This is a genomic window from Paenibacillus sp. NPDC057934 (assembly GCF_042887565.1).
Classification (GTDB): Bacteria; Bacillota; Bacilli; order Paenibacillales; family Paenibacillaceae; genus Paenibacillus_AQ.
The window spans coordinates 295,346-307,667 of the sequence record NZ_JBHVPB010000002.1 but is presented as its reverse complement, the minus strand read 5'-3'; the positions used below and the strand labels follow the sequence as shown (position 1 = coordinate 307,667).

11 protein-coding genes are annotated in these 12,322 nt (G+C 48.1%); 5 read left to right on the top strand and 6 right to left on the bottom strand.

All coding sequences use genetic code 11. The features are described from left to right. Positions 1 to 73: 73 nt before the first annotated feature. A complete protein-coding gene (locus tag ACFVRY_RS05870; RefSeq protein WP_387498262.1) occupies positions 74 to 1,165 on the bottom strand; it encodes a mandelate racemase/muconate lactonizing enzyme family protein in 1,092 nt (363 codons plus the stop codon). A 447-nt stretch (positions 1,166 to 1,612) separates the two neighbouring features. On the opposite strand from ACFVRY_RS05870, the gene ACFVRY_RS05865 reads away from it, so the two are divergent. The 4 genes from ACFVRY_RS05865 (at position 1,613) to ACFVRY_RS05850 (ending at position 6,306) form a co-directional block, all read left to right on the top strand. After that, positions 1,613 to 3,172: a helix-turn-helix domain-containing protein gene (locus ACFVRY_RS05865; protein WP_387498260.1), complete on the top strand. Its 1,560-nt coding sequence runs from the start codon at positions 1,613 to 1,615 to the stop codon at positions 3,170 to 3,172. A gap of 86 nt (positions 3,173 to 3,258) precedes the next feature. Further along, entirely contained in the window at positions 3,259 to 4,278 is a 1,020-nt protein-coding gene (locus ACFVRY_RS05860; RefSeq protein WP_387498258.1) for an ABC transporter substrate-binding protein, read from the top strand. Positions 4,279 to 4,455: 177 nt separating this feature from the next. Beyond that, complete coding sequence (locus tag ACFVRY_RS05855; protein ID WP_387498256.1) at positions 4,456 to 5,625, top strand: pectin acetylesterase-family hydrolase; 1,170 nt, start codon at positions 4,456 to 4,458, stop codon at positions 5,623 to 5,625. 60 nt (positions 5,626 to 5,685) lie between these two features. Next, the gene (locus tag ACFVRY_RS05850) at positions 5,686 to 6,306 is read left to right on the top strand and encodes a TetR/AcrR family transcriptional regulator (RefSeq protein WP_387498254.1); all 621 of its coding nucleotides are present in this window, start codon (positions 5,686 to 5,688) and stop codon (positions 6,304 to 6,306) included. Here the strand turns inward: ACFVRY_RS05850 and ACFVRY_RS05845 are convergent. The 3 genes from ACFVRY_RS05845 to ACFVRY_RS05835 form a co-directional block, all read right to left on the bottom strand. Next, on the bottom strand, positions 6,278 to 7,537 hold the full coding sequence (locus ACFVRY_RS05845; RefSeq protein WP_387498252.1) for a HAMP domain-containing sensor histidine kinase: 1,260 nt from the start codon (positions 7,535 to 7,537) through the stop codon (positions 6,278 to 6,280). The two genes, ACFVRY_RS05850 and ACFVRY_RS05845, sit on opposite strands and share 29 nt — an antisense overlap. A gap of 125 nt (positions 7,538 to 7,662) precedes the next feature. Then, positions 7,663 to 8,340, bottom strand: a complete 678-nt coding sequence (locus tag ACFVRY_RS05840) for a response regulator transcription factor (RefSeq protein WP_387498250.1) — start codon at positions 8,338 to 8,340, stop codon at positions 7,663 to 7,665. Between the two features lie 59 nt (positions 8,341 to 8,399). Continuing rightward, positions 8,400 to 10,370 (bottom strand): serine hydrolase, encoded by a 1,971-nt coding sequence (locus ACFVRY_RS05835; RefSeq protein WP_387498248.1) that lies wholly within the window; start codon positions 10,368 to 10,370, stop codon positions 8,400 to 8,402. 210 nt (positions 10,371 to 10,580) lie between these two features. Between ACFVRY_RS05835 and ACFVRY_RS05830 the strand changes: the two genes are divergently transcribed. Further along, on the top strand, positions 10,581 to 11,009 hold the full coding sequence (locus tag ACFVRY_RS05830; RefSeq protein WP_379464570.1) for a VOC family protein: 429 nt from the start codon (positions 10,581 to 10,583) through the stop codon (positions 11,007 to 11,009). A 106-nt stretch (positions 11,010 to 11,115) separates the two neighbouring features. Here the strand turns inward: ACFVRY_RS05830 and ACFVRY_RS05825 are convergent, their stop codons facing one another. After that, entirely contained in the window at positions 11,116 to 11,475 is a 360-nt protein-coding gene (locus tag ACFVRY_RS05825; RefSeq protein ID WP_387498245.1) for a hypothetical protein, read from the bottom strand. Positions 11,476 to 11,662: 187 nt separating this feature from the next. Continuing rightward, positions 11,663 to 12,142 (bottom strand): DinB family protein, encoded by a 480-nt coding sequence (locus tag ACFVRY_RS05820; RefSeq protein WP_387498243.1) that lies wholly within the window; start codon positions 12,140 to 12,142, stop codon positions 11,663 to 11,665. Positions 12,143 to 12,322: the final 180 nt, after the last annotated feature.

The following is a 12,322-nucleotide window of genomic DNA, read 5'->3' as shown; positions in this document are numbered from 1 at the left end:
GTGATTCTTCAGTCTTTTCTTTGTTACAACCGTGACCACCCGTGCCTTTAAGATATCAAATACCGACAGAGCCTCACAGCTTCACCTGGTAAGGCGCTAATCGGGTCTCGTCCGGTGTACACCCGTTGCCCACAACCTCCGGTACTTGAAGACAACCTTCCGTATCCAGAACAGCCCCTTCCGTATAAAAGCTTGCCAGCATGGGATCGAACGCAGCCGGATAATATTCCATCCAGAGCCCGCAGGAGATCGAGGCCATCAGCGGCAGATTGATCTGGTGATCGCCATGCGCCGAAATGGCCAGCCCACTGGCTTCAGCCATAGCAGCCACTTTCCTGAACTCCGTAACTCCACCCATCCAGCGGACATCTGGCTGGAGAATGCCGACTGCGCCGGTCTCTATTAAATCCCGAAAACCGTATTTGGTATATTCCTGCTCCCCGGCAGCCAGTGTGATGCTGGTATGCGCAGCAATCTTTTCATACCCTGCATAATCGTCAGGGGCTACCGGCTCTTCGAGCCAGAAGAGATCATATTCTTCAAGACGTTTAGCTATCTGAATGGCCTCAAAATAACGGTACGAGGCGTTGGCATCCACCATAAGGGCAATGTCCGGCCCTATGGCTTCGCGTACAGCACGCACACGCTGCACATCCTCACGGATGGACAGGCGCCCGATTTTCATTTTCACAGCACGTGCACCTAGCTCGACATAAGATACCATCTCACGCTGCAATTCTGTGATGCCCTCGCCGTCCATATAGTAGCCTCCCGTGATGTAGACAGGCATCTTGTCCGTGTAGCCCCCAAGCAACCGGTGCAAGGGCAAACCGGCGTATTTGCTCTTAATGTCCCACAATGCCATATCAATAGAGGACAGTGCAGCGGTCTCATGGCCCCGCCGTCCATTCAGCTTGCTGTCCCACAACGTGGACCAGATTCGCTCGGTCATTAGTGGGTCCATCCCGATCAAACGTACGGCGAATGCCTCACGTAGCTGCCGTTCTCCGTCTGAAGCGCTGCCGATACCGTAGCCGGTGATACCTTCATCCGTCTCTATTTTGAGTACGCAGCGCACCACATCGCTCCATGTATGCGAACCGTTCGATATTGGCCGTGCGCGGGGCCAGGAATAGTAGTTAGCCGTTACGCGTGTAATTTTCATACTCCACCTTGGCTCTGCTGACGCAAGCCTTTCGGCGTATGAACGCTGACCTCTTTGAATTCCACAGCATTCAGATTCAGATTCACATTCATTGCCATAGCCAATTACCCAACCTTTCCAGTAAAAATACATTAAGTTAATGAATGTTATCGGGAGTTATACACAACAAAAAGATCTCACTCTCCCCATTGTAGGGAAAATGAGACCTCCGTTTGTCAGGTCAGTCTCTATATTATTATCATGTGATAATTTAATATTATATTGAAATATTATAATTGCACCATAAGGATGTCAATTATTATTTTTAGTATTCCCATTGGAATTAAGAAACCATATTCGCTCCACCAGGATTCCACTTCGCACAAGGGCAACAAAATTTCGACTTTGACAGGATAATTGAGAAATATTATCATTCATTAGTAGCTTATCTCGAAAGGCGGACCTCACTTGAAAAAACAGCTTGATTATTCACCCGTCTTACGTAAATTGCTTCGTGCTGCCAGACTAAAAGGCGACCTGGCTGCAACCACGGGCAACCTGCCAGTCCCAGCCCCTTCTGTCGACATGCTTCTTGTCGTTACCAAATCCCAGTCCTCCCGGTGGCAAGGGAATACAACCTATTTTACCGTACTAGATACCCAAAGTATCGACTCGCTTCAATCTGCTGGCGCGTCGCTGGAGGGTTACCTTTTTCTAATAGAGCAGGAAGACAACCCGGTGAAGTGGTCCATTACTCTTCCAGCAGCAGCCTCATATATAAGACTTTGTGAACATGTCGTAGAGCTATCCGAAGCGAATGATCCACTGCTGCAATTCCGTGGCCAGATATACTTTCAAGAGCTTTTGTATGAGCTGTACCGGATTGATCGACAAGCTGTTCACGATGCCAGAACCGCAGTGGAGCATACCAGAGAGTATATGGAGAGTAACTATGCAGAAGTCATGTCTGTCAAAAGCCTTGCCGAAATGGCAGGCATCAGCCCTTCCTACTATTTGGAGCTGTTCAAAAAAATTGTCGGCAGAAGCCCGATAGAATACTTGACCTCCGTACGGATCAATGCCGCCAAGCGGCTGATGGAGCAGACTGAAGCGCCCACCCATCAGATCGCAGAGACGGTCGGTTATAAAGATCCGTTCTATTTCAGCCGCCAATTCAAGCAAGCGACGGGAATGTCCCCCTCCCGCTATGCTGAGCGGGATCGCAACCGGATCGCAGCCTTCCACTATCCCATGACCGGACAAATGCTGGCACTGCAAAATATCCCTTACGCGGCGCCACTTGACCGGGAATTCTGCCTCTTTTATAAACACAAATATGAGCAACAAATTCCAGTTCACCTCAAGGACCCTTCCATGGAGAATAATATGCTCTTCAATCTGGAGGCATTGCAGGCGGGCAGACCAGATCTTATCATCGCTGGTGACTGGCTGCCCGAAGCTGGACGGGGAGAACTGGAACGAATTGCTCCTACACTTTATGTGCCGTGGTGGGAGAAGGATTGGCGGCAACACTTACTCATCGTTGCCCAATTCCTCGGGGAGACCGTTCAAGCGGAGCGCTGGCTGACCCAATACGAGATCAAGGCGGCTACGATCCGCAGCAAACTGAAGGAGCGACTTCGGGACGGGAGTATTCTGGCGATTCATATACTGAATGGGTCAATTCACCGGTTCGGCGGTCGCAATCTAGGTGCTGTGCTTTACGGGGACTTGGGCTTAAGGCTTCCCGACTCGGAAAGCACCGAACCTGCCTACGAGATATTATCCATTCAGCAGCTGATTGCTCTTAATCCCGATCGCCTCCTTGTAGCTATTGGTTCCGATCCACAAGCCAGAACGCTTTGGCAAGACCTTACCCAAATGCCCGAATGGCAGTACATGACCGCCGTCCGCAATAGACATGTACAGCAAATCCAGCCGGACCCGTGGTTCGACTACTCGGCGATGGGACATGAGCGGATACTCAGAGCAGTAATCAAGTTATTTTCCTTGGATCGTCCATCCTAATTCCTAGCATTGACTATGGTCAGTTTGCAGGGTAAACGGGTATGCTGTTTTGAGTGATATTGATTCTCAGTCTCAGGAGGGAAAGCATGTTTTATACTAAAAAATTTCAGCTAGCCACTGTAGCTCTACTCTTGTCTGTGGCGTTATACGGCTGCAGCAGCACAGACCCTGCTTCTACTGCAGCCAAGGAAACCGCGACACAGACAGAAGCTACGAGCTCAGCGGTACCAGAACCCAGCCCGGCAACAACTAATTCGTCTACGGATAACGCTCCCCGCACGGTCAAGGACGACTTGGGTTACAACGTGGTCATACCTGCCAACCCTCAGCGTATTGTTGCTCCCTATCTGGAGGACGCGCTACTGGCCCTTGGCGTCAAGCCAGTCGCTCAGTGGTCAGCGGGTGATTTGCTCCTGAAGTATCTGCAGCCACAACTGCAGGATGTACCTAAGCTGGACTTTGTCAGCCTGGACCCCGAAGCTGTATTGAGCTTCACACCGGACTTGTTCATCGTGCCGTTCGCGGTACGGGTACAGGATGGAGCGTATGATAAATACGCGAAAGTCGCTCCGACCTATGTCTTTCAAGACGCGACCAAAGACTGGAGAAAGACGCTTCTCACCCTTGGCGATCTGTTGAATCGAACCACACAGGCCAAAGAAGCCCTGCAGGCATACGATACCAAAATTGCTGAGATTAAGTCCGCACTCCAGGACCAAACAGCCGGCAAGAGTGCAGCCATCATGCTCATCTCGGACAAGTCCTTCTCGCTGATGCAGGAAAATACCTATAGCGGTAAGGTCATCTATGATGGTCTGGGCCTAGAGGTACCTCCGGGAGCACAAGGCAACGACTGGAAGGATATCTCCCTCGAGAGCCTGCCTGAATTGAAAGCCGACTATATTTTTCTCATGCAAGTTGACGGTGCCGATCCGCTGAAGAACCAACAGCTGGCTTCCATCTATGATACATCCGTGTGGAAGAACCTTGAGGCCGTCAAAGCCGATCATGTGTTCAGCGTGGATCGGGATTACTGGATTAACACAGGTCTGAACGCAAACCTGAAGGTGGCAGAGGATGTGCAGAACCTGTTAAACCGTCCATAATAAAAAATCTAAGATACAATAGCCGGAGCGGGGAGATCACCACCTTGCCCGGCTGTTTGTTGTGATCAGGTCACAGTTGCACTCTAAAATAATGCATAAAGGAGATTCATCAGTTTTCATTGCACACATTGTGTAATCATTTATCTTCATGTATACTCATTCCAAGGAGTGATACAGATGAGGAAATTGGCCAAAATCACAATTTTTACTGGGGTTGGCTTGCTGGGTTTGATTTTGATCGCTGTAGTGATCATCAGCGCTTTCGTGATCAAACGGCCGACAACCATCCCCGAGCTTGCAGATGTTAAGCCATACAAGTGGAATAAAATGAACTTGGATGGAAATGTGATTTCCAGTGACGGTTCCGAATATTTTCTATGGAATAAAAAAGGAGAAAATAATAACTGGATTATCTTCTTCTCCGGGGGTGGAGCAAGCTGGGATGCCAAGAGTGCCGCGCACCCCATCAAACTCATGAATTTTATTAGAGGCGGAGATACAGGTAATTATTTTCCAAACATCCCCTTCTATATGCTAAGTCTGCTGCAAGGAATGATGGATACTGATAATCCCGCCAACCCCTTTCATGGATGGAATGTCGTCTACCTCCCTTATACAACCGGTGATTTTCATATCGGCAACCGTAGCGCTGAATATACTAAAGAGGACGGCACTCCCTTCACGATGCATTATAATGGGAGCAACAATGTACGGAGTAGTCTGGACTGGATCTATGCCAACGTTGACAACCCCGGCAAACTGCTGATCGCAGGCGAAAGTGCGGGCGGGTTCGGCTCTGCCTTCTGGGCAAAGGAAATCGCCTCCCATTACAAGGACTCAGAGATTTATCAGTATTCCGACAGCTCTTTCCTTCAATCGGATAAATGGCCCAACGTGGTTGACCAGGAATGGCATGCAGACTTCACCAAAACCTTTGGGTATAAGGCTAATCCGGATATCATCGGGGCGGCTTTTACAGCAAACGGCCATCTTTTACCTGACAATGCAGTATTATTGCAGTCCTATTCGTTGTTTGACGAGGTCCTGATTCACTTTCAGAACAAAATCAATGATTACTCAGGACCGCTGGATCAGCAGAACATAGATGCATGGTCACGACAAATGCGGACCTCTGTCCGTACGCTGGCGACCTCCTTGCCGAATTACTACTACTATCTGACCGACTACGGACTGGATAAGGAAAAAGGTACCACCCCGCATACGTTTGCCACCCGGGACACCTTCTATCAGGCCGAACAGGATGGGATTAAACTTCTGAATTGGCTGGGTGATGCGGTCAACCACCAGAAACGCTATTCGGTCGGCAGCGAGTTCCTTGAGAAATAGGAAGAAGTCCAGTACGATTGAAAGGAAGGTATTCTGGAAAGAGGCAGGAGAGAAACGCTAATGAAGCTGCGTGAAAAACAGATGCAAATGACGCGGGAGATGATCAAGGGTGCAGCGCTGACACTATTCAATGCCCAGGGCATTGAGCGCACCGATATGGCTCAGATTGCCGAAGAAGCTGGCATCTCCCGGCGCACCTTGTATCATCACTATAAGGATAAGGAAGAATTGGCTGTCCAAATCTATGTTGAGAATCTGGAGCGGATGTTCGGACAGCTGCTGTTTGACTTTAATTTTGAACACCCCGAGCAGTCCCTGGAGGTCATTCTGGACAAATATTTGGCGCTAAGAGAAGAGAACGAATCATTGATTTATTACGACGCTATTTTCGGAGTCTATTACAGCACCCTCTCCAAGAATCCCGCCGAGTTACCAGATTTTCAGAAAGCTATGCAGGGCTGGTCCGCAAGGCTTCTGCAACCGGAAACGGTGCCGGTGGCGCCGGAAGACAAAACAAGGTGGATAGACATCCTACTGAAGTCCACCCACCTGTATTTCATGTATTTGCAAAAAGCTGTGATCATTACCCGCCAGCGCGGGGGCCAGATTACGGAAGAGGATCGGACCACCGACCGGCAATTCAAGGATTTCATCATGCACGGCGTTCGTCATTCCCGCTGACACCGGGCACTGAGAGGGGCAGTCTGACGATAATCGCCGTGCCCTCTCCCACTCTACTGTTCACCTCGATATTCCCCTGGTGCAGCGCTACAATCTTCTTAACGATCGCAAGTCCCAGTCCGTTGCCATTGTTATTTCCGTTCCGCGACTTGTCGGATTTATAGAATCTTTGGAATACAGCACTGAATTCCTCCGGGGAGATCCCGATGCCGCTATCGCTTATGGTAACGGCTATTTCTGATGCACCGACGTCAATCCTAATACGAATATTCCCACCTTGTGGGGTGAACTTGATGCTATTGCTAAGCAGATTCATCCATACTTGCTTCAGTTGATCTTCATCCGCTTCAATCATGACAGCCTCCGGCAAATCAAGATCAATGAGGATGCCCTTGGACGACCATTGCGGCTCACAAGTCACAACAATGGTGCGGATCTGCTCATCAAGATGAAAGGACACCGGATTAAAGGGATGATGCTCGGAGTCGAGTGAAGCTAGCTTCAGCAAATTATCACTGAGGCGTGACAGCCGTCCACTTTCCGCTATGATAATCTCAAGGTATTCATTACGCTCTTCTTCCACGATCAGATCATGACTTTGCAGGGCCTTGGCAAATCCGGAAATCGACGTAAGCGGGGTCTGGATCTCATGCGAGACATTGGATACAAAATCTTGCCGCATCTGCTCCAACTGCTTAAGCTCCCCGGCCATTTCCACATAACTTCGTGTCAATTCCCCTATCTCGTCTACCCGATTGACCTTTAGCTCTACCTCAAAATCACCCTTGGCCAGCCTTCTTGTCGCCCGGGTCAATGCTTTGATTGGCTCCACCAGATATCTGGCAGCAATGAGAATACAGAGGCTTCCGAGCAGCAGCACAAGCAGCAATACAAAAAACATCATCCGGTTGACGATATTCTCGTTCTCGGCGGAATACTGCAGGAACATTGCCTGCCACTCCCCTTTTAACAGAAACGGCATGCCGATGAACGTATCATGATCTTCAGTGGTGGAACGGTAATACTGTCCTTGCAGCACTTGTTTAACGGCTTCGGGATTAATGATTACAGCCGGATTATCTTTAAGTCCGTAAAAGATATGTTCGCCGGAATGATTGAACAAATGAATCGGATGGGCAGATACCTTTACCATACTCCTCAGGAACTCATCCGTATCAGTGGGCTTGGCGTCATCATAGCGATGAATGATCTCTTTGCCCACACTGATCATATCATTCTGCCCCTCGTAACTGATCTGTTGCTGAAAAACGTACAGGCCTATTAATAAGGAGCATAGCAAACTGAATATTATAATGGCCAGGAACGTGATAATAACACGCACATACAGGGTCTTGATCATGGCTGCAGAATCAGCCGGTATCCGAGACCCCGGGCCGTTTCAATTTGAAAGGGTCCATCCTTAATGGTAAACTTCTCTCGCAGTCGGCTGATATGAACATCCACGGTCCGGCCGTCTCCATCATAGTTGAGTCCCCAGATTTGCTGAATCAGCTGTTCCCTTGTGAAGATTTGTCCGGGATGGCTCGCCAGCAAAAACAGTAGTTCGAACTCCTTAAGCGGCATATTGACCCATTCGTCTCCGCGAGTAACCTCAAACGTGCGGCGGTTGAGAACGACACTGCCAACCTGCACTAGCTGGGAAGTGACCACCAGCGAACGTTTAAGCAGTGCTTTTACCCGCATGACCAGCTCAAGCGGATCAAATGGTTTGCTCAGATAGTCATCTGTCCCCAGTTGAAAGCCTTTTACTTTATGCGCGGTCTCGGATTTAGCTGTCACCATCAGGAGGGGGAGGTTGGCATCCCAGCGCCGAATTTCCCTGCACAGATCCCAGCCATCCAATCCTGGCATCATAATATCGAGAATAACGAGATCTACCCGTGAGTTCTCCACAATGGACAGCGCTTTGGCACCATCGTTCGCCTCTTTGATCTCAAAGCCCTCTTTTCGTAAAAACAAAGACATTAGCTTGCGGATGTTGTCATCATCATCTGCGATAAGGATAATCGCCACACCATCCCTCCTCTCTCAAGCTTCCATTATAAATGTTTTATGTCTGGTAAGAAATGGCCTTAACCGAACTGCCAGCCCAGCAGGTTCCAATGGTAGAAGAACACAACCAGCGTCACTGCTGAAAGTGTCACAAGCGTATAGTGAACACGCCCGAAAGTTGTCCAGTACCTGTTCTTCCAGACTAATACACTCCCTACGAATAAAGCCAGCGTCAGACCCACAAACAGGATCGGCATAGCCAAACTGAGATAAAGCGTGGTACTGATGCCGCTAAGCTTCGTCATAAGATCCGCTGACATCACCACCAGGAATATCGTAACGAAGGAGAGTACCCCCCAGCCTGAAGTCGCCGCCGACAATCGGAACGCCCACTTCTCTGGAGCCGACATCGCCTTGATCCTGCGTCTGCCAAAGAGAAATCCTAGTACTGCTGTGATGAAAATAAATGCTGAAATCCCGAGTAAGATGAACCAGAATCCTGTCTGATCCATTAGTGGCGTACGCTCCAGCGGCATATCCGGAGCAATTCCTAAGATCATGTGTGTGACCTTTCCAGAATCATCGGTGCGGAAGGCAATTTGTTCGGTGCCTCCTACACGCTGGAACAAACTCTCGCCAATAGGCGTGTAAAGTTCTTGTTCACTGCCGCTGCCCAGGGACAATTTATTATCGGATACAGTGACATTGAGCTTTACAAAGAAATTGAAAAATTTATCGATATCACTGAAATTACGGCGTGTAAATTCATAGGAACCTGCATACTTTTGAACCGATTCAGTAGTACTAGAAGACTCTACCGGTGCCTCTAGGAGGGGAGCAGGATAATATTTGTTGAAAAAGGCCTGAAGTAGGCCTGCTGCCGACTCACTTCCCGAACCTCCATTATAGGAGAGGAATATACCCATATTTTTAGCAGGGACCAGGTATAATTCTGTATTAAACATCGGATCGGAACCGCCATGGGTAACGAGGGTCAGACCGTTGACCTTCCTCTGGGCAAAGCCAAGACCTGTGCCTGGCATACGTTTATCGAATTGGAACGCTGTTGCATGCATCAGCCTTGCAGTGTTGGCACTCAGGATTTGCTTGTCCCCATATCGCCCATTCTGCAAATGAGCAATCATGAAATGTGCCATATCCACCGCTGAAACTGTACCGGAACCAGCCGGACGGAAGCCAGCTTCAAATGTTGGCGTACCGGGAGTAAAGCTGCCGTTATCACTGTTGTATCCCACAACTGCGTAAGGCTTGAACGCTTCCGGTAACGGTTCCTGTACCGTCGCATATTTCATATCCAGTGGATCGAAGATATATTTCTTAATGTAATCATCATAAGGGATGCCGCTTACTTCTTCCACGATCAGACCTGCCAATGTGGCGCCATAGTTAGAGTAGGAACTCATTAAACCAGGTGGCCGCACCCGTGCCAATCTATGTTTTTCGAGTGTCTCAGAGATTGAACCCGGCAGTTTAGCAGGGTCTGTCGTGATCTGATACCCTACTCCCCCCTCCTCAAACCCCGCTGTGTGTGTCATCAAATGACGCATCGTTATCGGCTCGGGATAGGTATCCGGCACCTTAAAGCTTTTCAGATAAGTATTCACATCGGTGTCCAGATCAATCTTACCTTCCTCCACCAGTTGCATGACGGCCGTCCAAGTGAACAGCTTAGTCGTTGAGGCGATCCGGAACATGCTGGTCTTGGGATCAACCGGTGCAGCTTTCTCCAGATTGGAACTGCCATAACCTTTCGCCAAAATAATCTGGCCGTCTTTTACGATCGAAATAACCGCGCCCGGGATATGTAGCCGGTTCATGTCCTCTTCCATGATTCCGTCCACAAACGTAGTCAGACTCGCGGTATCATCCAGATTGGCAGGGGCTTCAATCTGATGAACCAATGGCTTAGCTTGCCTGGCTTCTGCCGAGACCGATGTCCGCGGAAATGCCAGACTAGATAGAACTCCACTGCCCAGGACAGCCAAAATGATCAGACAAGCAACAATTCTCTTTTTCAGGGTTGTGAACATGATTATCCTCCATATGATCCGTTATACATTGGGCGATCAGCCGCTCCAACATGTTTAGAGATTATCAGAGGTTTGTGAATAGAAAGTTAACAACACTTAATCTTTAAGCTACACCAAACTTCCTTACATTTTATGTAGGACAAGTTTTGATTATCAAGAATTGAAATGATACAATATGAGCGATCCATTTCAATCTGAGGAGTGAAGAACTTGGCCATTGACGTTTATCTTAATTTTGAGGGAAATTGCCGTGATGCTGTAGAGTTTTATGCGAAGACTTTTGAAACGGGACAACCGCAAATTATGACCTTTGGCGATACACCACCAGATCCGAACTTCCCTCTTCCGGAGGAGGCGAAAAATCTGGTCATGCACGCAAGACTGAGCATCAATGGCAGTAACGTCATGTTCTCGGATACGTTCCCAGGAATGTCGTTCATCCAAGGCAACAATATCAGCCTGTCCTACAGCAGCAAGAATATCGAGGAGATCAAGTCCCTTTTCGGTAAGCTGGAGGATGGCGGCACGGTAGGCATGGAACTGCAGGAAACGTTCTGGAGCAAGTGTTATGGCAACCTCACCGATAAATTCGGCATTCAATGGCAGTTTAACTATGACAACGGAGAATTCCAAGGGTAGTTTCTTTCTTTTGGAAAAAACAATTCAAGTGAAAACGGCCTGTCGCAGAGTTGCGGCAGAGCCGTTTTTTGTTATTCATGTCGCTGACCGATACCATTGCCAGCACTCAAGCTCTGAACAGGATGATCAACTCGGTAAGCAGGATCAGCCCCGCTGTGAAAATACCGAGAGAATGCACCAGAGTCAGTACTTCGGTATAGCTCTCTTTGCGGAAATGTGAGGTGATCGCCACAGTCCATAGCACGCCGAAGAAGAACGCTGCCATGCCGGAGATGTCTTCAGTCCGCACTTTACGGCTCTTGTAGAAGAACCCTGCAAGACCGATGATAGTGTAGGCAATATAGATGACAAGTTCCAGGGTAGTAATGGTGGGTGTAGGGCCGGACGGAAGCACATGCAGAAGACTGTATTGGAGGCTAAGCCCTAAAAATACGAGCAAGTTAAAGGGGATTTTCTTTAAATGCATAGCCGTTCTCCTTTGATATAAATTGTATTAAACATTAAGATAACGCTTACATTGTAATTGGAATTCCATCCTTTTACAGTGATATATGTCTGCTCATCTTATCGAACTTGAACACAAATAGGCCGAAACATAGAAATCATGCCCCGGCCTGTTTATCATCTATCTGATTACGTTAGTGGTACTCCCATTATTTCAGACCTTTAAAGAAGGTCTCGATCTGGTTTCGGTGATGTTTGTCATGCGGGAGGAACCCCCGCAAATGCTTACGGATGCTGAACTTCTTGCGGTCTCCGTCTTTGTATTCCTGTATGTATTCCTCTTCGGTTAATCCGGTAATTGTATCTAAAATGCGGGTTCGTTGCAAAATACAATCTTCTGCCACCTGCAGCGCAGATAACGTTTTCGCGTGCTCAACGGCATTGGCATTAAATTCATTAAAGTCCAGATGTCTTGATGTCAAGGGCTGGCCCAGCTTGATCTTCTCAATAGCTTCTTCGTAAAAGTACTTGTCCCACAGCATAATATGACAAATAATATCTTTCACTGTCCATTTCCCTTCACCGATCGGTGTATTCCAGTGTGCTTCAGGGGCTTCTTTCAAAGATTCCACGAAAGGAAGAAACGCTTGAAATTCGAGTACCCTCTGCTCATTGGTTTTGACTGCCATACACATAACCTCCAGTTATATTGTGAGCAATTCCGGTCTTCTATTGCTTGGCTTCGGGTTTAATTGTACCAAAATTATCAGGTAAATAAATACAAACATCCCAATTCACCAAAATAAAACTTACTTACTAAAGTTGAGAAACATTAAAAAGTATAGTAATATAAAATTATAAATAAGGAG